Origin of the sequence: Gordonia sp. IEGM753, from assembly GCF_050321825.1 — a bacterium.
Taxonomy (GTDB): Bacteria; Pseudomonadota; Gammaproteobacteria; order Pseudomonadales; family Pseudomonadaceae; genus Aquipseudomonas.
This window is the reverse complement of record NZ_JBNQGB010000003.1, coordinates 525,322-545,288: the sequence shown is the minus strand read 5'-3', so window position 1 is coordinate 545,288 and position 19,967 is coordinate 525,322. Positions and strand designations below refer to the sequence as shown.

At 58.2% G+C, this 19,967-nt stretch carries 18 protein-coding genes and 1 riboswitch; of the genes, 10 read left to right on the top strand and 8 right to left on the bottom strand.

What is annotated here, in order from left to right:
* The first annotated feature begins 54 nt into the window (after positions 1-54).
* The 4 genes from ACQR3R_RS19470 to ACQR3R_RS19455 all read left to right on the top strand — a co-directional run bounded on the left by ACQR3R_RS19470 (position 55) and on the right by ACQR3R_RS19455 (position 4,576).
* Complete coding sequence (locus ACQR3R_RS19470; protein ID WP_428274367.1) at positions 55-1,038, top strand: metalloregulator ArsR/SmtB family transcription factor; 984 nt, start codon at positions 55-57, stop codon at positions 1,036-1,038.
* A gap of 18 nt (positions 1,039-1,056) precedes the next feature.
* A complete protein-coding gene (gene metK, locus ACQR3R_RS19465) occupies positions 1,057-2,247 on the top strand; it encodes a methionine adenosyltransferase (protein ID WP_428274365.1) in 1,191 nt (396 codons plus the stop codon).
* Positions 2,248-2,402: 155 nt separating this feature from the next.
* Entirely contained in the window at positions 2,403-4,082 is a 1,680-nt protein-coding gene (ligB, locus tag ACQR3R_RS19460; RefSeq protein ID WP_428274363.1) for an NAD-dependent DNA ligase LigB, read from the top strand.
* A gap of 98 nt (positions 4,083-4,180) precedes the next feature.
* Complete coding sequence (locus tag ACQR3R_RS19455) at positions 4,181-4,576, top strand: DUF1090 family protein (RefSeq protein ID WP_428274361.1); 396 nt, start codon at positions 4,181-4,183, stop codon at positions 4,574-4,576.
* 15 nt (positions 4,577-4,591) lie between these two features.
* On the opposite strand, the gene ACQR3R_RS19450 is transcribed toward ACQR3R_RS19455, so the two are convergent.
* Positions 4,592-5,041, bottom strand: coding sequence for a cytochrome c (locus ACQR3R_RS19450; RefSeq protein ID WP_428274359.1), 450 nt, complete (start codon positions 5,039-5,041; stop codon positions 4,592-4,594).
* A 127-nt stretch (positions 5,042-5,168) separates the two neighbouring features.
* On the opposite strand from ACQR3R_RS19450, the gene mltA reads away from it, so the two are divergent.
* Positions 5,169-6,341 carry an MltA domain-containing protein gene (gene mltA, locus ACQR3R_RS19445; RefSeq protein WP_428274357.1) on the top strand — a complete coding sequence of 391 codons (1,173 nt, stop codon included), beginning with the start codon at positions 5,169-5,171 and terminating at the stop codon, positions 6,339-6,341.
* 44 nt (positions 6,342-6,385) lie between these two features.
* Here the strand turns inward: mltA and ACQR3R_RS19440 are convergent, their stop codons facing one another.
* Both ACQR3R_RS19440 and ACQR3R_RS19435 read right to left on the bottom strand, forming a co-directional pair.
* The gene (locus ACQR3R_RS19440; RefSeq protein WP_428274355.1) at positions 6,386-6,769 is read right to left on the bottom strand and encodes an MAPEG family protein; all 384 of its coding nucleotides are present in this window, start codon (positions 6,767-6,769) and stop codon (positions 6,386-6,388) included.
* Between the two features lie 40 nt (positions 6,770-6,809).
* Positions 6,810-7,643, bottom strand: coding sequence for an EamA family transporter (locus ACQR3R_RS19435; RefSeq protein WP_428274353.1), 834 nt, complete (start codon positions 7,641-7,643; stop codon positions 6,810-6,812).
* A gap of 207 nt (positions 7,644-7,850) precedes the next feature.
* Here ACQR3R_RS19435 and ACQR3R_RS19430 point away from each other — a divergent pair, with 207 nt between their 5' ends.
* Entirely contained in the window at positions 7,851-9,116 is a 1,266-nt protein-coding gene (locus ACQR3R_RS19430; protein ID WP_428274351.1) for a cation:proton antiporter domain-containing protein, read from the top strand.
* On the opposite strand, the gene ACQR3R_RS19425 is transcribed toward ACQR3R_RS19430, so the two are convergent.
* Positions 9,117-9,998: a formate/nitrite transporter family protein gene (locus tag ACQR3R_RS19425; protein ID WP_428274349.1), complete on the bottom strand. Its 882-nt coding sequence runs from the start codon at positions 9,996-9,998 to the stop codon at positions 9,117-9,119.
* A gap of 122 nt (positions 9,999-10,120) precedes the next feature.
* Positions 10,121-10,525 carry an acyl-CoA thioesterase gene (locus ACQR3R_RS19420; protein ID WP_347902490.1) on the bottom strand — a complete coding sequence of 135 codons (405 nt, stop codon included), beginning with the start codon at positions 10,523-10,525 and terminating at the stop codon, positions 10,121-10,123.
* Positions 10,526-10,723: 198 nt separating this feature from the next.
* Positions 10,724-10,826: riboswitch (S-adenosyl-L-homocysteine riboswitch) on the top strand.
* Positions 10,827-10,849: 23 nt separating this feature from the next.
* Here ACQR3R_RS19420 and ahcY point away from each other — a divergent pair.
* The 4 genes from ahcY to ACQR3R_RS19400 all read left to right on the top strand — a co-directional run bounded on the left by ahcY (position 10,850) and on the right by ACQR3R_RS19400 (position 16,280).
* Complete coding sequence (gene ahcY, locus ACQR3R_RS19415) at positions 10,850-12,259, top strand: adenosylhomocysteinase (protein ID WP_428274347.1); 1,410 nt, start codon at positions 10,850-10,852, stop codon at positions 12,257-12,259.
* 133 nt (positions 12,260-12,392) lie between these two features.
* Entirely contained in the window at positions 12,393-13,238 is an 846-nt protein-coding gene (gene metF / locus ACQR3R_RS19410; protein WP_428274345.1) for a methylenetetrahydrofolate reductase [NAD(P)H], read from the top strand.
* Between the two features lie 129 nt (positions 13,239-13,367).
* Positions 13,368-14,177, top strand: a complete 810-nt coding sequence (locus tag ACQR3R_RS19405) for a transporter substrate-binding domain-containing protein (protein WP_428274343.1) — start codon at positions 13,368-13,370, stop codon at positions 14,175-14,177.
* 222 nt (positions 14,178-14,399) lie between these two features.
* Entirely contained in the window at positions 14,400-16,280 is a 1,881-nt protein-coding gene (locus ACQR3R_RS19400) for an RNA helicase RhlE2 (RefSeq protein ID WP_428274341.1), read from the top strand.
* Between the two features lie 67 nt (positions 16,281-16,347).
* On the opposite strand, the gene ACQR3R_RS19395 is transcribed toward ACQR3R_RS19400, so the two are convergent.
* From ACQR3R_RS19395 to ACQR3R_RS19385, 3 genes are all read right to left on the bottom strand, one after another.
* Positions 16,348-16,944 (bottom strand): YceI family protein, encoded by a 597-nt coding sequence (locus ACQR3R_RS19395; protein WP_428274339.1) that lies wholly within the window; start codon positions 16,942-16,944, stop codon positions 16,348-16,350.
* A 32-nt stretch (positions 16,945-16,976) separates the two neighbouring features.
* Positions 16,977-17,528, bottom strand: coding sequence for a cytochrome b/b6 domain-containing protein (locus tag ACQR3R_RS19390; RefSeq protein ID WP_428274337.1), 552 nt, complete (start codon positions 17,526-17,528; stop codon positions 16,977-16,979).
* Positions 17,529-18,085: 557 nt separating this feature from the next.
* Complete coding sequence (locus tag ACQR3R_RS19385; protein ID WP_428274335.1) at positions 18,086-19,861, bottom strand: FAD-dependent oxidoreductase; 1,776 nt, start codon at positions 19,859-19,861, stop codon at positions 18,086-18,088.
* Between the last annotated feature and the right edge of the window lie 106 nt (positions 19,862-19,967).

Below are 19,967 nucleotides of genomic sequence, written 5' to 3'. Positions count from 1 at the left end.
GCTCTTGCGGTGATTTCAGACCATCACTAGACTGCTGGCCTTATGAATTTACGTGTGCCTTCCATTCAACATGACGATTGCGATGAGCTGGCAGCCCTGTGCAAGGCTGGCGGCGACCCTCTGCGCCTGAATGTATTGCGCGCACTGGCCAACGATTCGTTTGGCGTACTGGAGCTGGCGCAAATCTTCGGTATTGGCCAGTCCGGCATGAGTCATCACCTGAAGGTACTGGCCCAGGCTGATCTGGTGGCGACTCGCCGTGAAGGCAACGCGATTTTCTACCGTCGCGCCCTGCCCCACACCGAGTTGCTGGGCGGCAAGCTGCACACTGCCCTGCTCGAAGAAGCCGACAACCTGACCCTGCCTGCCGATGTGCAGTCGCGGATCGGTCAGGTCCATGGCCAACGGGCGGCGGCCAGCCAAGACTTTTTCTCACGGGTTGCAGAGAAGTTTCGCGCCCAGCAGGACTTGATCGCCGGCCTGCCCCAATACCGCGAAAGCGTGCTGGCGTTGCTCGACAAATTAAGCTTCGAGCCTTGTGCCACGGTCATCGAAGTCGGCCCGGGTGACGGTGCTTTTCTGCCGGAACTGGCACGGCGCTTCAAACAGGTCACGGCACTGGACAACAGCCCGGCGATGCTTGAGCTGGCGCGCCAATTGTGTGAACGCGAAACGCTGACCAACGTCAGCCTGCAACTGGCCGATGCCTTGAACGGCGTCAGTCTTCAGGCCGATTGCGTGGTTCTGAACATGGTGCTGCACCATTTCGCCGCACCGGCCGAAGCACTCAAGCATATGGCCGATTTGCTGCAACCGGGCGGTAGCCTGTTAGTGACAGAGTTATGTAGCCACAACCAGAGTTGGGCCAGGGAGGCCTGCGGTGATCTCTGGTTGGGGTTTGAACAGGACGATTTGGCCCGTTGGGCCACCGCTGCGGGACTCGTTCCCGGGGAAAGCCTGTATGTAGGCTTACGTAATGGTTTCCAGATTCAGGTCCGCCATTTTCAGCGGCCGACTGGCGACACTCACCATCGGTAAATTCAGGAAAAAATCGAGATGAGCGAATACTCCCTCTTCACCTCCGAGTCCGTGTCCGAAGGACATCCGGACAAAATCGCCGACCAGATTTCCGATGCGGTGCTGGACGCCATCATTGCTGAAGACAAGTTCGCCCGTGTGGCGTGCGAGACCCTGGTTAAGACCGGCGTGGCAATCATCGCGGGTGAAGTCACCACGTCGGCCTGGGTCGACCTGGAAGAAATCGTCCGTAACGTGATTCTCGACATCGGCTATAACAGCTCCGACGTCGGCTTCGACGGCGCGACCTGCGGCGTGATGAACATCATCGGCAAGCAATCCCCTGACATCAATCAGGGTGTCGACCGTGCCAAGCCTGAAGATCAGGGCGCCGGCGACCAAGGCCTGATGTTCGGCTACGCCAGCAACGAAACCGAAGTGCTGATGCCAGCGCCGATCACCTTCTCGCACCAACTGGTTCAGCGCCAGGCTGAAGCACGTAAATCCGGCCTGCTGCCTTGGCTGCGCCCGGACGCCAAGTCGCAAGTGACTTGCCGTTACGAAGGCGGCAAGGTTGTCGGTATCGACGCCGTTGTATTGTCGACCCAGCACAACCCTGAAGTGTCGTACAACGACCTGCGCGAAGGCGTGATGGAGTTGATCGTCAAGCACGTGCTGCCTGCCGAACTGCTGACCAAAGACACTCAGTTCCACATCAACCCGACTGGCCAGTTCATCATTGGTGGCCCGGTTGGCGACTGCGGCTTGACCGGTCGCAAGATCATCGTCGACAGCTACGGTGGCATGGCCCGTCACGGCGGCGGCGCGTTCTCCGGTAAAGATCCATCGAAGGTTGACCGTTCGGCAGCGTACGCCGGTCGTTACGTGGCTAAAAACATCGTGGCTGCCGGCCTGGCAGAGCGTTGCGAGATCCAGGTTTCCTACGCCATCGGTGTTGCACAGCCAACGTCGATCTCGTTGAACACCTTCGGCACCGGCAAAATCAGCGACGACAAAATCGTCAAACTGGTTCGTGAAGTGTTCGACCTGCGTCCATACGCAATCACCACCATGCTTGACCTGCTGCACCCGATGTACCAGGAAACCGCTGCGTACGGCCACTTCGGTCGCACGCCAGCCACCAAGACTGTTGGCGAAGACACCTTCACCACGTTCACTTGGGAAAAAACCGACCGCGCCAACGATCTGCGTATCGCTGCCGGCCTGTAATTTCCAGGCGGTACCAAAAGCCCTGCACGGTTCGCCGTGCGGGGCTTTTTATTGCTTGATCTGCGGTTACCGAAACACCCTGAATAACCACTGCCCGCCCGGTTTCGTGATTACGTCCTAGCCTTCAAGCTCCTCTCTGAGCAAGGACGCTCACAATGCTCGCCGCCCTGCGCCTGGTCATCGCTATTTCCCTGACAGTGTGCTGCCTGACCGCCACGTCCGCCGAATGCCCGCAGTGGCCCGCCAAACGCGCACTCGACGAAATCAACGCACTGCAAAAAAAACTAGACCTCTGGGACGACAGTTACCACCGTGAAGGTCGCGCATTAATCGCCGACGAACTGTATGACCAGTCCCGCGCACGCCTTGGCGAATGGCGAACATGTTTCGGCAGGGACGTCTCCGCCAACCCGTTGCGCACCGCGAGCGGAACGCTGCCACACCCGATTCCTCACACCGGGCTCGACAAATTACCCGACGCTGCGGCCGTCCAGGCCTGGCTCGAGCGTCGTAGCGATGTATGGATTCAGCCAAAAATCGATGGCGTGGCCGTCACACTGATCTACCGCAAAGGCTTATTCATTCAAGCGATCAGCCGCGGCGATGGCGTGCACGGTCAAGACTGGACTGCCTCTGCGCGGAACATCAGCGCGATCCCCAAACAATTGCCACAGCCGCTGGACCTGTCGTTGCAGGGCGAGCTCTATTGGCGCCTGAGCAATCACATCCAATCCAAATCCGGCAGCCTCAATGCCCGCGGCACAGTGTCCGGTTTGATGGCCCGCAACGTATTGAACGCCGAGGATGCAGAGGCGATAGGCCTGTTCGTCTGGGACTGGCCCGAGGGTCCGCCAAGTCTGGCTGCGCGCACAACCGAGCTGGACGCACTGGGGTTTTCGAGCACGGCGCCCTACAACCACCCGATCCGTGAATTTGCCGACGTCGAACATTGGCGCAATCACTGGTACCGCTCAGCGCTGCCTTTCAGCACCGACGGTATCGTGCTGCGCCAAGGGCAGCGTCCGTCGGCCGATCGTTGGCAGGCCAAGCCGCCGTATTGGAGCGCCGCGTGGAAATACCCGTTCGCCCAAGCCTTGGCACAGGTACGCAGGGTCAACTTCAATATCGGGCGGACCGGGCGGATAACGCCGGTACTGGAACTGACGCCGGTGATGCTTGATGACCGCCAGATCAAACGTGTCAGCGTGAGTTCGTTGCAGCGCTGGCAGCAAATGGACATCCGCCCCGGTGATCAGGTGTCCATCAGCCTTGCGGGGTTAACCATTCCCAGGCTCGACGGCGTTGTGCTGCAAAGCACCGAACGTGCGCAATTGGTGGTGCCGCAGGCCCAGGACTTTCATCCGTTAAGTTGCTGGCAGCCGACACCAGGCTGCGAAACCCAGTTCCTCGCACGCCTGAGCTGGCTGAGCAGTAAAAAGGGCCTGGCCTTGGCGCATGTCGGCCCCGGCACATGGGAGAAACTTTTCGAAACAGGCCACCTTAATGGCCTGCTGGATTGGTTGACCCTCGACGCGCAAGAGCTTGCTAACATTGCCGGCTTAGGTGAACGCAGCAGCGCTAGACTGATGAACAGCTTCAACAGTGCCCGGCAACGTCCTTTTGCCCAGTGGCTTAAAGCACTGGGCTTACCACCCACCGGGCAGGCGCAACTGGCCGATTCATGGCAGGAACTGGCGCAACGCACGACCGAACAATGGAAGGCCGAGGCTGGCATCGGGCCGGGACGCGCAGCACAACTCAGCGCATTTTTTCGTGACCCGCAGGTGCTGGCCCTGAGTGAAACATTACGTATTGCCGGGATTGATGGTTTTTAATGGCCCAGGTTGCCGCAAGCCCTGGAACCCAATGGGGCCAATGCGCTCAAACAGCTCATTGCCACACCGACCGATTGTTTTTTGCACATGGAGCTTTTATGAAATTTCTTTCACCGCTCGTTTTGCTGACCCTTTGCAGCGTGATGACTACTCCATTGCTGGCTGGTGAAGAGGCACCCGGCCTGACCGGATGCGCAGCCAAGAAACAAGGCATCATCAATCAGATCGAATTGGCCAAATCCCACGGCAATGCCGATCAACAGGCAGGCCTGGAGAAAGCCCTGAGCGAAGTTGAAGCCCATTGCACCGACGCATCCTTGAAAAAAGAACGCGAGAACAAGGTGCTCGACGCCAAGCATGAAGTCAGCAAACGCCAGGCCGATCTCGATAAAGCCATGAAAAAAGGCGATGCCGACAAGATCAACAAACGCAAAGACAAACTCGCCGAGTCCCGCAAAGAACTGCAGGACGCACTCGACGAGCTGGACAAGTAAGGCTCAGCTCAGGACTCAATGATCCCGAAACTGTTTATGGCACGCACTGCAGGCGTCTTCGACTTTCTGCACTGCGGGCCCCAGGTTGCTGGCCTTGTAGGGCTGAACCTTGCTGGCGATCACCAACTCACCGGTGGCGGCCTCAAGGTTGCGGGCCAGTTCCTGAAAACGTGCCTGCTGTTGCCACACGGTGTCTTTGGCGCTGGTGTGATCTTCTTCGCGAACTTGCGGAAAATGCTTCCACGGCTCATGGGACAACGCGTCGAGCTTCACCGCGCCTTCCTCGAATTTTGGCCCGTCGAACGGGATCCGGCCACGCAACATACCGCCCAGGTCTTCGCCGGTCTTGAGCATTTGCTTGAAGATCGCCTTGCGCTGACCCAAAGGCGAGTTCGGGTCAACACCGCCGCAGGCAGACAAGGTCAGGCAGGCCAGCAATACAACAGAAAGTCTTTTAAGAGTCATGGTGGCTTCAAGTCACGGGAACGGCGGCCAGTATCCTCGCGTCATCGGCAAACACCAATAGCCCTATTATCAATAAGGGTTGTTTGAGCGCATGGAGCACTCAGGCAACCGGTAAAGGAATCACCCCATGAACAGCCGTTTCAAAGCCTGGCGCCATCACCTGGCCTGGACTCTTCCCATAGTGGCCGTGCTGGCTGGCTGCACCGGCGGCGAAAACAACACGCCAAAAACCCATGCGCTGGCCACCTATTCCAGCGCCACCTGGGAAGCGTTGCCGACCGTATCGGATAACGATCTGATCGCCGGTTTCGGTTCGTGGCGCAGCGCATGCACCCGACTCAAAGCAGATCCGGTTTGGGGTTCGACCTGCGCCGCTTCCGCCAATGTGCCGCTAACGGCCAGCGAGATTCGTGGTTTCCTCAAACAAAACCTCGATGTCTATGGCTTGCGTGCAGCCAACAACAATGCCAACGGATTGATTACCGGCTATTACGAACCGGTGTATCCCGGCAGCCTCACCCAGACAGGCGTGGCGAACGTTCCCGTGTACGGCGTGCCCGAGGACATGATCATCGTCTCGCTGGACAGCATTTACCCGGAACTGAAGGGCAAACGCCTGCGCGGACGACTGGAAGGTCGCGTGCTCAAGCCTTACGACGATGCCGCGACCATTGAAAGCAAAGGCGTCAAGGCCCCGATTGTGGCCTGGCTGACCGATCCGATGAACCTGCAGTTTCTACAAATCCAGGGTTCTGGGCGTATCCAGCTCGACGATGGTCGTCAATTGCGCATTGCCTATGCTGACCAGAATGGCCATCCGTACCGGCCGATCGGTCGCTGGCTGGTCGACCAGGGCGAGTTGAAAAAAGAAGACGTGACCATGGGCGCCATCAGCACGTGGGCGAAAGCCAATCCAACGCGCATTCCTGAGTTGCTCGGCAGCAACCCGAGCTACGTGTTCTTCACTCGCAATCCGGACAGCAACGAAGGGCCTCGCGGCTCGCTGAACGTACCGCTGACCGCAGGTTACAGCGCGGCGGTTGACCGCAAGGTCATTCCGCTGGGCAGCTTGCTGTGGTTATCGACCACGCGCCCGGACGGCACTGCACTGGTTCGCCCGGTTGCCGCGCAAGACACCGGCGGCGCGATTTCCGGCGAGGTCCGTGCAGATCTCTTCTGGGGAACTGGCGATGCTGCCGGGGAATTGGCCGGAGACATGAAACAGCAGGGGCAAATCTGGATGTTGTGGCCTAAAGGTGCGCCGCTACCGCAAGTACCTCAAGTTGCAGACAAGCAATAAGCAGTGAAGAGGTCGCAGCCTTTTTGGGCTGCGACCCTTCGCACTTACATCGAGACGAAAAAGAAGCTGGCGATCAACCCCATCCCCACAAACCAGACCAGCGAGCGCAAAACCGCCCAGTCCGCCAAATAACAAATGATGTACAGCAGGCGACTGGTGATAAACAGCACTGCCAGTACATTGACCGTCACCAACTGCGCCGTACCCACTAGATGCGCCACGAGCACCGCGATGGCGAACGCTGGTGTCACTTCAAAACTGTTCAGTTGCGCCGCGTGCGCGCGCCGCCCCAAACCATTCAGTGATTCCAGAAAATCCCTTGGGTCATGGTTGTCTTGCAGCCTGAATCCGCCAACTGCCTTCGCGACGCCCGTACAGACATAAGGCAGGAAGATTGCGATCAAAACGCACCACAGAGCAACCGTCATAAAGCAGTCCTTTCTTGAGTTATAAAAATTCGTGGGCCCCTCAGAACTTCATCACCAGCATGCCGATCAGCACCAGCCCACAGGCTAAGAGTCGTGGTCTGCCGAAAGGTTCTTTCAGATAGCGCATGCCAAACAGCACCACCAGAATCACACTGATCTCACGCAGCGCTGCCGCTTCTGCAATCGAGCCCAATTGCATCGCCCATAGCACCAGAGCGTAGCTGAACAACACGCAGAAACCGACCGTCAACCCGAGTCGCCATTGCTCTCGCCAGAACAGCATGAACGCCGGGCGCTTGCTCACCAGCGCCAGCAAGGGAAATGGCCAGGCACTGAGCAACGTGACCCACACCAGATAGTCCAGCGGATGCGACCAGCGCCGCAATGCCTGTCCATCAATGAACGTGTAGTAGCCGATGCACAAGCCGATCAGCGCAACCACTGGCAGCATCGACCACGGCAACCGCGCCCCGCCACCGCCCTGCCATAACAGGCACAACATGCCAAACGGGATCAGCAGAATTCCGAATATCTGTTGGTTAGTCAGCACCTCGCCGGCAAAGATCAACGTCAACGCCAACACCACCAGCGGCGATAACCCACGCATTAACGGGTAAACCAATCCGAGGTCGCCGACTCGATACGCTTGAATCAGCAAATAGCGGTAGAGCAACTCGAAAGCGGCAGACGCCAGTATCCATGGCCAGATGTCCATGGGCGGCAATGCCACGAACGGCAGCATCACGGCCACGAAAAGTAACGCCACGCTGTCCATGCAGGCCACGACCAACAGCCGCTCCGCACTGAATTTGATCAGGGTATTCCAGGCTGCGTGCAACAGCGCCGCCACCAATACCAAACCCGTCGCAAGCACTGCACACTCCTTATTCCTTCCGGATAATTGATTCGCGATATGTCCTCAGCTGTTTATACTGCAAGCGACCTCGCCGCACTCAGTTGCGCACAGCTAATTCCAATAATTGTGTCATCGCACAACTTTCCAGATCACGCATCCGCATGCTGATGTCGGTGGCCTGACTGTCTTCAATCTATTTTCTCCCCTTCATCCAGAGGACCCCGGATGCTTGAGCTTGTCGCCGCTTTTATATGCCTTACGTCACTTCTCACCTATGTCAATTTTCGCTTCATCGGCCTGCCTCCAACGATTGGCGTGATGGTCACCGCACTGTTGTTTTCCCTGCTGTTGCAAGGCCTGAGTGTTCTCGGCTACCCAGGCCTTGAAGTGCGCGTGCAGCAACTGATCAGCCAGATCGACTTTGGCGATCTGCTGATGAACTGGATGTTGTCGTTCCTGCTGTTTGCCGGCGCCTTGCACGTCAACCTGAATGATCTGCGCAGCTATCGCTGGCCGATCGGCCTACTGGCAACGTTCGGCGTACTGATTGCGACCGCCGTGATCGGCAGCCTCGCCTACTACATTTTTGCCTTGTTCGGCTGGCACGTCAGCTTCCTTTACTGCCTGCTGTTCGGTGCCCTGATATCCCCGACCGACCCAATCGCAGTGCTCGGCGTGCTGCGTACGGCCAATGCTTCCAAACCGTTGAAAACCACCATCGTCGGCGAGAGTCTTTTCAACGATGGCACCGCGGTCGTTGTGTTCACCGTGCTGCTGGGGATTGCGCAATTGGGTGACACCCCGACCGTCAGCGCGACCGCGATGCTGTTTGCCCACGAGGCGGTGGGTGGCGTGCTGTTCGGCGGGCTGATCGGCTACCTCGTGTACCTGATGATCAAAAGCATCGAACAGCATCAGATCGAGGTAATGCTGACGTTGGCACTGGTGATCGGCGGTTCAGCCATGGCGTCGGAGCTACACGTTTCGGCGCCGATCGCGATGGTGGTCGCCGGCCTGATCATCGGCAACCTGGGACGAAACCTGGCGATGAACGACATGACCCGCAAGTACCTGGACGGTTTTTGGGAACTGCTGGATGACATGCTCAACGCTTTGCTGTTCGCGCTGATCGGCATGGAGCTGCTGTTGCTACCCTTCAACTGGCTGCACGTACTCGCCGCGAGTTTGCTCGCCTTGGCGATTCTGCTGTCGCGGCTGTTGACCGTGGCGCCCGCCATTTTGCTACTGCGACGCTGGCGTACGGTGCCGCGCGGCACGATCCGGATTCTGACGTGGGGTGGTTTGCGCGGCGGTGTGTCGGTAGCGCTGGCACTTGCACTGCCATTGGGCCCCGAGCGTGACTTGCTGCTGAGCATCACCTACATCGTGGTGCTGTCGTCGATCCTGTTGCAGGGCTTGAGCATCGGCAAACTGGTCAAGCACGTGACCAAGGATGAACCTGCGCCCACGACGCAGGCAGAACATCACTGATCACTCTTCGACCTTGCGCGGATCAGCCTTCTGATCCGCGCTTTCTTTCGGCGGCCCGCTCTCACTGCGGATTTGCGCGTGGCTAATCAGCGCAAAAATGCAGCTGCCCCCGATGATGTTGCCGGCCAGCGTCGGACCGGCAAACACCAGCCAGAAATCCTTCCATGGCAACTCGCCGGCAAATACCAGATAAGACACCTCGGCCGAACCCACAACAATGTGGGTGAAATCGCCCAGTGCCATCAGGTACGTGATGAGGATGATGATCCAGATCTTGGCGCTCTCCATGGACGGGATCATCCAGACCATGGTCGCGATCATCCAGCCAGAGATGATGCCTTTGGCGAACATCTGGCTGGCGTGGTTCTCCATGACCTTGCGGCCGATGTCGAGAAAAGCCAAATCGGTTTTGCTGTCGAAAATCGGCAAGTGCAACATCACGTACGCCACCAGCAAGGTGCCGCACAGGTTCCCCACCAGCACCACTGACCACAAGCGAATCAGCCGGCCGAAGTTGTTCAATGTGGGCTTGGTCATTACCGGCAACACCGCTGTCAGCGTGTTCTCGGTAAACAGTTGCTGACGAGCGAGGATGACCGCGAGAAACCCCGCGCAGTAGCCGAAGCTGGCAATCACCTTGAAGTGTTCGCCATCGGGCAGGCGCGAGTTGAGCAATCCCATCGCCATCAGCGAAAGACCCATCGTCAGGCCGGCCGCCAGTGCCGACCACCACAACGCAGCCACACTGCGCTCCAGTTCCTGATCACCTTGGGTACGGATGATCTCGTGCAGCACTGCGGCGCGGGGCGGTTGGTTTTTGTCGACGTCCTGCTGCTCTTCCGCCGAGAGGTTCGGTGTCTTGCCGTCTTTTTGAGTGTCCATAGCGTTCCGCAACCGGTGGCGTGTCATTTACGTACGACACGCGCGGTTCGGAGCTGTTCACTGGTGAGTTAAATCACATTGCCGATGAGGCCGCTTTCGCAGGCCAGGCCGCACCGCGGACGTCACTCACTGGCCACATCATCCTGAAACTGGTCTTTGACGTACTTGATCTCGGTGCGGCCATGCGGCGCCGGCAGACCATCTTCACCCAGGTTCACGAAAACCATCTTCTCGACAGTAAGAATGCTTTTACGCGTGATCTTGTTGCGCACTTCACAGGTCAGCGTGATCGAGGTGCGGCCAAACTCGGTGGCGGTAATGCCCAGCTCGATGATGTCGCCCTGACGCGAAGCGCTGACGAAGTTGATTTCGGAAATGTACTTGGTGACGACTCGCTGATTGCCCAATTGAACGATGGCGTAGATCGCCGCTTCTTCGTCGATCCAGCGCAGAAGGCTTCCGCCGAACAGCGTGCCATTAGGGTTGAGGTCTTCGGGTTTCACCCATTTGCGAGTGTGGAAATTCATAGTCACTCCTGAACGTCTTGCCAAATGATGGTTACCATCATGTCAGAGCCCGCCCCAGAGCTCTATCAAGCATATTCTATGGTCTCGATTACCGTTCAGACATTGACCAACAGAAACACTTTGGAAGATCAGAATAGCCCGCTATAATCGCCCCCGTTCCAGAACGGTAACTTTCGCTTGGTACCGTTTTCCCGCCACCTGTCCGAGGGGCGCTGCAGCAGGCTCGACCTGTCAGGCTCGGATGGGGCGTTGCTTGACCGTCATCGGTCAGACACTAAACGCACAACGGCGCCCATTCGCATACATTACGAATGGAGGCTCTTCATGAGCGCTGTTATCACGCCTGCAGATTTTAACGATTACAAAGTCGCCGACATGTCCCTGGCTGCCTGGGGCCGTCGCGAAACCATCATCGCCGAATCCGAAATGCCTGCCCTGATGGGTCTGCGCAGCAAGTACGCCGGTGAGCAGCCGCTCAAGGGCGCGAAGATTCTTGGCTGCATCCACATGACCATCCAGACTGCCGTACTGATCGAAACCCTGGTTGCCCTGGGCGCTGAAGTACGTTGGTCGTCCTGCAACATTTTCTCGACTCAGGATCAGGCCGCTGCTGCTATCGCTGCTGCCGGTATCGCGGTTTATGCCTGGAAAGGCGAAACCGAAGAAGAGTACGAGTGGTGCCTGGAGCAAACCATCCTGAAAGATGGCGCCCCTTGGGATGCCAACATGATCCTCGACGACGGCGGCGACCTGACCGAGCTGCTGCACAAGAAGTACCCGGCGATTCTGGACCGCGTCCACGGCGTGACCGAAGAAACCACCACTGGCGTGCACCGCCTGCTGGACATGCTGGCCAAAGGCGAGCTGAAAATCCCGGCTATCAACGTCAACGACTCGGTTACCAAGAGCAAGAACGACAACAAGTACGGCTGCCGTCACAGCCTGAACGACGCGATCAAGCGCGGTACCGACCACCTGCTGTCCGGCAAGCAAGCGCTGGTCATCGGCTACGGCGACGTGGGCAAGGGCTCCGCTCAATCCCTGCGCCAGGAAGGCATGATCGTTAAGGTGTCCGAAGTCGACCCGATCTGCGCCATGCAAGCCTGCATGGACGGTTTCGAGCTGGTTTCCCCGTTCATCGACGGTATCAACGACGGCACCGAAGCCAGCATCGACAAAGCGCTGCTGGGCAAGATCGACCTGATCGTGACCACCACCGGCAACGTGAATGTTTGCGACGCAAACATGCTCAAAGCCCTGAAGAAGCGTGCAGTTGTCTGCAACATCGGCCACTTCGACAACGAAATCGACACCGCTTTCATGCGCAAGAACTGGGCATGGGAAGAAGTGAAGCCACAGGTTCACAAAATCCACCGCACCGGTGCAGGCAGCTTCGACGCGCAAAACGACGACTACCTGATCCTGCTGGCCGAAGGCCGTCTGGTTAACCTGGGCAACGCTACCGGTCACCCAAGCCGCATCATGGACGGTTCGTTCGCCAACCAGGTTCTGGCGCAGATCTTCCTGTTCGGCCAGAAATATGCCGACCTATCGCCAGCCCAAAAAGCCGAGCGCCTGACCGTTGAAGTACTGCCGAAAAAACTCGACGAAGAAGTGGCCCTGGAAATGGTCCGTGGCTTCGGCGGCGTTGTGACTCAACTGACCAAGACCCAGGCCGACTACATCGGCGTGGCAGTCGAAGGCCCGTTCAAGCCGCACGCTTACCGCTACTGATCGGCCCTGCAGCCTGCTCTCCCGGTGCGAGCGGGCTTTTGTGGTGAAGGGATAAATCCCCTCGCCACAAAGGCCCGCGCCCACATTGGGATATGCAAGTCTTTCAGGCTTACGTGTTTCCAAGGATATGACCATGTCCCAAGACCGTCGCTACAGTTTTGAGTTCTTCCCTACGAAGACTGAAGCTGGGCATGAAAAGCTGCTTGCCACTGCTCGTCAGTTGGCCACGTACAACCCCGATTTCTTTTCCTGCACCTATGGCGCTGGCGGTTCGACCCGTGATCGCACCATCAACACCGTGTTGCAGCTCGAAAGCGAAGTCAAAGTGCCTGCTGCTCCGCACTTGTCTTGCGTTGGCGACAGCAAGGACGACTTGCGCGGCCTGCTGAACCAATACAAAGAAGCCGGCATCAAGCGTATCGTTGCCCTGCGCGGCGACCTGCCTTCGGGTATGGGCATGGCCAGCGGCGAGATGCGTCACGCTAACGACCTGGTTGAATTCATTCGTGAAGAGACCGCCGACCACTTCCACATCGAAGTCGCCGCTTACCCGGAGATGCATCCGCAAGCGCGCAATTTCGAGGATGATCTGACCAACTTCGTGCGCAAGGCCAACGCTGGCGCCGACAGTGCAATCACCCAGTACTTCTTCAACGCCGACAGCTACTTCTACTTTGTCGAACGTGTACGGGCGATGGGCGTGAACATCCCGATCGTGCCTGGCATCATGCCGATCACCAACTACAGCAAGCTGGCCCGCTTCTCCGATGCCTGCGGTGCGGAAATCCCGCGCTGGATCCGCAAGCAGCTGGAAGCCTACGGCGATGACACCCAGAGCATTCAAGGCTTTGGTGAGCAAGTCATCACCGAGATGTGCGATCGCCTGTTGCAAGGTGGCGCGCCCGGCCTGCACTTTTACACATTGAACCAGGCTGAACCGAGCCTGGCTGTGTGGAACAACTTGAAACTGCCGCGCTAAAACGGTGCAGTATTCAATCAAGGCCCTGGCGAAATCCAGGGCCTTTTTTATGCTTTATGCCTTGTGCCAGAGCTTCTGGATCAGTTTCTGGCTCTTTATGGTTTCTCGTCGTAATCTCAAGGCATGCCATTGATCTCACAGTTAATCACCGGGATTGTTTTCACTTGCCTGAGCTTTGCTGCTTGGGGCGAGAAGCTGCGCATTGTCACCGAGCCCTGGGCACCTTATGTGTACGAAGAAAACGGCAAATCACTGGGCCTGGATTACGAAACCACCGCCATCGTTTTCAAGCGCCTGGGCATAGAAGTGGAATGGCAGTTCCTGCCCTGGAAGCGTTGTTTGTCGATGCTCGAACAAGGCCAGGCCGATGGCGTACTGGACATTTTCCACAGCGAAGAACGCGACGCGCTGCTGCTTTACCCCAGCGAACCGCTCTCGCAAGTGCAGTTCGTGATGTTCTATGCCAACGAACGCCCTCATCCTTTCAGCACCCTTGATGAACTGCGCGGCCTTACCGTCGGCACCTCGCCGGGTTATCTCTACAGCAAGGATTTCAGCGATTCGCAACTGTTTACCCGCGAACCGGCACCCAGCCATGAAGCCAACTTCGGCAAACTGGTGCGGGGACGAATCGACCTGCTGATCACCGACCGACGCGTCGGCCAGCATTTGCTCGACGAACTGAATATCCGCGATCAGATCACCGAAAACCCGACCATCATCAGCCAGCAGAACCAATATCTGGCGGTGCGTCGTAATGCCGGCATGGATTTATTGGTGCAACGCTTTGGCGCCGAGTTGAAGCGCTTCAAGCGCGAGCCCGCCTACGCTGAACTGAGCGCCCGCTATGGCGCCGAACCGATAAACGACGTGCAAGCTTCCAAAGTTACCGCAGAACGTAGTAAAACCGTTGAGCAGCAGGAAAGCGGCGCGCACTGATTGCTCTGTTATACTCCGGCCTTCCCGCCAGGCTCACGCCCGGACGCTCGGACTTGTTAAAGGCATCTCGAACCCGCTACTGCGCAGCTTTCAGCCAGCGCGAGCACTCCAGATGAGCCTTCGAGGCCCAGCAGGACCGGACGGGATTGCGTTCTTCATAAACGCCATTCGCGCCAGGCAAGACTCCCATTGGGCCAAGCCCTAACTAAAACAGGATTACTCATGTCCTTTGCTTCCCTCGGTCTCTCCGAGGCTTTAGTCCGTGCCATCGAGGCGGCGGGCTATACCGAGCCTACTCCGGTGCAACAGCGGGCTATTCCCGCCGTGTTGCAAGGTCGCGACCTGATGGTCGCGGCGCAGACAGGTACTGGTAAAACCGGCGGCTTCGCCCTTCCGATTCTGGAACGGTTGTTCCCCAACGGTCACCCGGACAAATCCCAGCGTCACGGCCCGCGCCAACCACGCGTACTGGTCCTGACCCCTACCCGCGAACTCGCGGCACAGGTGCATGAGAGCTTCAAGGTCTATGCCCGTGACCTGAAGTTCGTCAGTGCCTGCATCTTCGGCGGCGTCGGCATGAACCCACAGGTTCAGGCCATGTCCCGCGGTGTTGACGTGTTGGTCGCCTGCCCTGGCCGCCTGCTCGACCTCGCCGGCCAAGGCAGCGTCGATTTGTCCCACGTGGAAATCCTCGTGCTGGACGAAGCCGACCGCATGCTCGACATGGGCTTTGTCCATGACGTGAAGAAAGTTTTGGCTCGCCTGCCGAGCAAGCGTCAGAACCTGCTGTTCTCGGCAACGTTCTCCAAAGACATCACCGACCTTGCCGGCAAGTTGCTGCACAACCCGGAACGCATCGAAGTCACGCCGCCGAACACCACGGTCGAGCGTATCGAACAGCGTGTGTTCCGCCTGCCAGCCAGCCACAAGCGTTCGCTGCTTGCGCACCTGATCACCGCTGGCGCCTGGGAACAGGTCCTGGTGTTCACCCGCACCAAGCACGGCGCCAACCGCTTGGCCGAGTACCTGGACAAACACGGCCTGAGCGCCGTAGCTATCCACGGTAACAAGAGCCAGAACGCCCGCACCAAAGCGCTGGCCGACTTCAAGGCCGGTGAAGTGCGCATTCTGGTTGCCACCGACATCGCGGCCCGTGGCCTCGATATCGACCAGTTGCCACACGTGGTCAACTTCGAACTGCCAAACGTCGACGAAGACTACGTGCACCGTATCGGTCGTACCGGCCGCGCCGGTCGTTCGGGCGAGGCGATCTCGCTGGTTGCTCCAGACGAAGAAAAACTGCTGAAAAGCATCGAGCGCATGACCAAGCAGAAAATCGCCGACGGCGACCTGATGGGCTTCGATTCGAGCGCTGTAGAAGCCGAGAAGCCGGAAGTGCGCGAGCGTCCGGACGTGCGTAACCCGCGCAACCCACGTGGCCCGCGCGGCGATGGCCCGAACGGCACCGGTGGTGGCGGCGGTCGTAAAGACAAGGGCAAGGACAAGGGCGGCAAGGAAAAACCTGCGGCTACTGGCCGTGGCGATCGCCCGGCACGTGAACACAAGCCACGTGAAGGAACGCCTGCACGTGAGCAACAGCGTCCGGCGCCACGTGCTGCCGCTGATCGTGCTCCAGACGAGTTCCTGGACGACGATATCGATAACTTCGGTAACCGCGTCGACTACGTTCCTCAAGCCAAACCGGCGCAAGGCCGTGGTCGTCGTCCTGGTGCTCCGGCACAAGGCGCAGCAGCAGGCGCAGGCGCGGGTGCTCCGCGCAACGGCGGCAAACCTCAGGGTCGCCAAAGCGGTCCGCGCAGCAGCGATGGCGCAACCACCGGTACTCCACCTGCCAAGCGCAATGGCCCGCGCAACGGTGCTCCACGTGACGGCCAAGCCCGTCGGGAAGAAGGCCGTAGCCGTCGCCCAGCACGTGACGAGCAGCCGCGCTCCGAACCTGCCGTGCAAAACCCGCGCGGCCCGGCACCGAAGATCATTCACAAGGAGTCGAAAACAGATCGTTTCCCGACGCCAGAGCAACTTGATCAACTGCCAGGTCGCCCTCGTGGTGAAAAACCAGCACTGCTGACCCGCAACCGCTGATTTATCGCTGCAATAAAAAATGCCCCGGATCGCGAGATCCGGGGCATTTTTGTTTCAGCGGCGAACGTTACTTCGCTTTCACGCCTTCAAACGAGATGTACAGTTCGACCGCGTCGGACTGTGGACCCAGGTCCATCATCTTGCCGAAATCAGAACGCTTGATGCTGGTGGTGCCTTCGAAGCCGGCACGGTAGCCGCCCCATGGATCCTTGCCTTCACCCAGGAAAGTAGCCTTGACTACGATTGGCTTGGTGACGCCATGCAGGGTCAGGTCGCCGGTCACGTCTGCAGTTTCTTTGCCATCGGCGTTTTTGCCAGTGGATTTGACGCTGGTGGAGACGAACTTGGCATCGGCGTATTTGCCCACGTCCAGGAAGTCTTTGCTGGCGATGTGCTTGTCACGTTCTGCGTGGTTGGTAAACACGCTGGCGGTACGCACGTTGAACTCGATTTTGCTGTCTTCAGGCTTGGCAGCGTCGAAGCTGAACTTGCCGTCGATGTCCTTGAACGTACCGGTGATGTAGCTGTAACCCAAGTGGCTGATCTTGAAGTCAACGAAGGCGTGCTGGCCTTCTTTGTCGACGGTGTACTCAGCCGCCATCACGCTACCGGCAGACAACAGAGCAGAACCAATTGCCAGAGCGGCGAGAGTCTTTTTCAACATGCTTTCTATTCCTTTGGAGTCGAGGTTGAACTTCAAGCTTTGCGGCCCAGCATTCGAGTAAGGGTCACATCGCGATCGATAAAATGGTGCTTCAGTGCTGCCAACGCATGGAGGCCGGAAAAAATGACCACCGCCCATGCCAGGTACAGATGAATCACACCAGCGGTATCTGCCTGGTCCGGTAGCCCGGAAACCAGCGCAGGAACTTCGAACAGGCCAAACACCGGAATCCCGACACCGTCTGCGGTGGAAATCAGGTAACCGGCAATCATCACAGCGAACAAACCGAGGTAAAGCGAAAAATGGCCCACTTTGGCGCCAAGACGTGTCATGCGGCTGTAGCTTGCCAAGGTCGGCGGCGGCGGACTGATAAAACGCCACAACACCCGCAGCAACATCACAGCGAACAACACCAGGCCAATGCTCTTGTGCAGGTCAGGTGCGTCTTTGCGCCACGTGCTGTAGTAGTCGAGACCGACCATCCACAAACCCAGGGCAAACAAGCCGACGACCACCAGCGCCACGCCCCAGTGCATGAAAATGCTGACCCAACCGTAACGCGAAGAAGAATTACGTAGCTGCATGCCCAGATCCTGTAAGAACTGCGATCAAGATTATCGAGTTATCTATCGAATTAAAGCGGAAAATTTCGCTTTGAAATATCGAGAAATACGATCAAGAGTCTGAAAGAGTCTGGTTAAGGAAAGATTAAAGGCAAAGGAGGGGTGGGCGCACCTTTGGCGGCGGATCAGCGTCAGATCGAACCCTCAACACGCTGACGATTGATCACCTAAGGCCATTTAAAGCGCGGAGGCGGCTGCAGACAATCGGGACTGTACGGATTCATATCGCACTGATAAGCCAGCTCATGGCCATAACCACCAGGGAAAAAGCGGCCATTTGCGCAACCAGAAATCGCTACCAACACAATGATTACGACTAGCAATTTCATATGCGCTCCAGGTTTTTGAAGAGCATATATTTCAAGACCATGCGCTATCTATCAGCACGTTCTGAGTTTTTTGTGGGAAGCATCTGATATTTCGCCGAGGCGTGTAGGACCTGGTGGCCCAACCGGGACGCTTGATAAATGAGCAAAAAAAAGCGCGGCATCAGCCGCGCTTTTTTATTACCCAAAGGCTTACTGCGCTTTGGTATCCGTCGCTGCCGGAGCGGGTGCCGCCGGTTTGGCGACTGGTTTCTTAGCCGGTTCAACTTTCTTGACCGGCGCTTTTGCCGGCGCTTTTTTGGCTTCGGTTTTGGCCGCCGGCTTCTTGACCGGGGCCTTCGCCGGGGCTTTTTTGGCCGGCTCGGCTTTCACCGGAGCCGCAGGCTTCGGTGCTTCAACCGGCACTGGCGCAGGGGTTGGGACTGGCGCAGGAGCAGGTGCCGGAGCGACCGGTGCCACAGGTGCGGGTGCCTTGGCCGGTTCCGGTTTGTCGTCCGAACCGCCGAACAGATTGGTGAAGAAGTTACCTTTCTTCGCCGCTACCGCGCCAGCCGCCGCAGCCGTTGCTGCCGGAACCACTTTGGCCGGTTCAAACGACTTGCCCGCTGCCAGGTCTTCAACCTGGCTGGCTGCACGCTGACCGGTGCGCAGTGCACCTTCCAATGTGCCCGGGTACAAGGTGTCGGTGTGTTCGCCAGCGAACGCTACGCGCTGTAGCGGTCGTTCCCACAGACGCCAGTATTTGCTGATCTGGCCAGGACCGAAGGCCAGATAAGCGCCGCCCATGGAAGGGTCGGTGCTGTAGCGGCGAATTTCATAACCGGTGAACGAACCGCGTGCCTGTGGATAAAACGCATGCAGGCGAATCAGCACTTGATCGACCATCTGCTTGTCGCCGAACGCTTGCATCACACGTGCGTTGTCGCCAGACAGGTTGATCACAACGTTGGCGCCACCCTTCAGGGCTGGCTCGATCCACAACATGCCCAGGCCGGCGTTACTGTAGATTTCACCGGACATGCGCGCCTTGCTTTCCCAGACGGGCGTCTTGAACTTCAGCATGATCTGGTCGCGCCAACCGTAGTTGGTGCCCTTGATTGCACCCATGTGCTGGGCATCCAGCGCCGGGGTCATCTGGATTTTGCTCAGTGCGCGCAATGGCACGGCCAGCACCACGTAGTCAGCCGAATAGCCAACGCTGCCCACTTTGACGGTCACGCCGTCCTTATCCTGGGTAATCGCCGACACCGGTGAGCTGGTCTTGATGGTTTTCAGTTGCTTGACGAACGCTTGAGCCAATACAGCGCTGCCGCCGATCAGGCGGGACGCGCGCAAGTCGCGGTCGGAAACGCCACGGTAAACCCGGCTTTGCTGGGCGAAGTACAACAGCGACAGGCGCGAAGGCTCGTCATAGCGGCTACGGATCTGCTGGTTGACCAATTGGCGGGCGGTGGCCGGCAGGTTCAAACGGTCAAGCCAGTTGGCCACGTTGATCTGGTCCAGCGCGAACAGCGTGCTGTTGGCGGCCGGGTTCTGCGGGTCGTCAATCGAGCGCGCCAGATCGTCCAGGGTTTTTTCATAGCGTTTGAGCGCTTCGGCGGTCGCTGGCTGCTTGGTCGCAAGGTCGGCGGCACTGAAATACTCACCGTCGATCAGGTAGCCCGGCGTGCGCACAAATTCAGGGGCTGGCGTAGTGCCCAGTTTGAAGGTGGACACGTACTGGTTCAAAACCGGTTGGGTCTTGTCGTTGCCGATCCACTCACTGGTGGCCATGCCCGAGCGACCACCCAAGCTTGGTTTGGCTTCCAGCAGCGTGACTTGCCAACCTTTGTTTTGCAGCTCATAAGCAGCCGTCAGGCCCGCAAGCCCGCCGCCGATCACGATCGCGGTTTTATCCTTGGCCAGCGCAGACACGCTGAACAGCCCTAACATCACCAGCGCACAGGCGCGCAGCCAACCAGCAGACATTCAGCGAACTCCGGAAATACCCAAGGAAACAGCAGTTTTACGAGTCAAGCGACCCAAAGAACCGCGAAGAATACGTCAGCCATCAAAAGGCCGCCAGCGACGTCTA

Coding starts and splice junctions, on each gene's coding strand:
- ACQR3R_RS19420 (WP_347902490.1), bottom strand. CDS start 10,525: ATGAATTTCCACACTCGCAAATGGGTGAAACCCGAAGACCTCAACCCT.
- ahcY (WP_428274347.1), top strand. CDS start 10,850: ATGAGCGCTGTTATCACGCCTGCAGATTTTAACGATTACAAAGTCGCC.
- metF (WP_428274345.1), top strand. CDS start 12,393: ATGTCCCAAGACCGTCGCTACAGTTTTGAGTTCTTCCCTACGAAGACT.
- ligB (WP_428274363.1), top strand. CDS start 2,403: ATGCTCGCCGCCCTGCGCCTGGTCATCGCTATTTCCCTGACAGTGTGC.
- ACQR3R_RS19385 (WP_428274335.1), bottom strand. CDS start 19,861: ATGTCTGCTGGTTGGCTGCGCGCCTGTGCGCTGGTGATGTTAGGGCTG.
- ACQR3R_RS19425 (WP_428274349.1), bottom strand. CDS start 9,998: ATGGACACTCAAAAAGACGGCAAGACACCGAACCTCTCGGCGGAAGAG.
- ACQR3R_RS19395 (WP_428274339.1), bottom strand. CDS start 16,944: ATGTTGAAAAAGACTCTCGCCGCTCTGGCAATTGGTTCTGCTCTGTTG.
- ACQR3R_RS19390 (WP_428274337.1), bottom strand. CDS start 17,528: ATGCAGCTACGTAATTCTTCTTCGCGTTACGGTTGGGTCAGCATTTTC.
- metK (WP_428274365.1), top strand. CDS start 1,057: ATGAGCGAATACTCCCTCTTCACCTCCGAGTCCGTGTCCGAAGGACAT.
- ACQR3R_RS19440 (WP_428274355.1), bottom strand. CDS start 6,769: ATGACGGTTGCTCTGTGGTGCGTTTTGATCGCAATCTTCCTGCCTTAT.
- ACQR3R_RS19430 (WP_428274351.1), top strand. CDS start 7,851: ATGCTTGAGCTTGTCGCCGCTTTTATATGCCTTACGTCACTTCTCACC.
- ACQR3R_RS19455 (WP_428274361.1), top strand. CDS start 4,181: ATGAAATTTCTTTCACCGCTCGTTTTGCTGACCCTTTGCAGCGTGATG.
- ACQR3R_RS19450 (WP_428274359.1), bottom strand. CDS start 5,041: ATGACTCTTAAAAGACTTTCTGTTGTATTGCTGGCCTGCCTGACCTTG.
- ACQR3R_RS19400 (WP_428274341.1), top strand. CDS start 14,400: ATGTCCTTTGCTTCCCTCGGTCTCTCCGAGGCTTTAGTCCGTGCCATC.
- mltA (WP_428274357.1), top strand. CDS start 5,169: ATGAACAGCCGTTTCAAAGCCTGGCGCCATCACCTGGCCTGGACTCTT.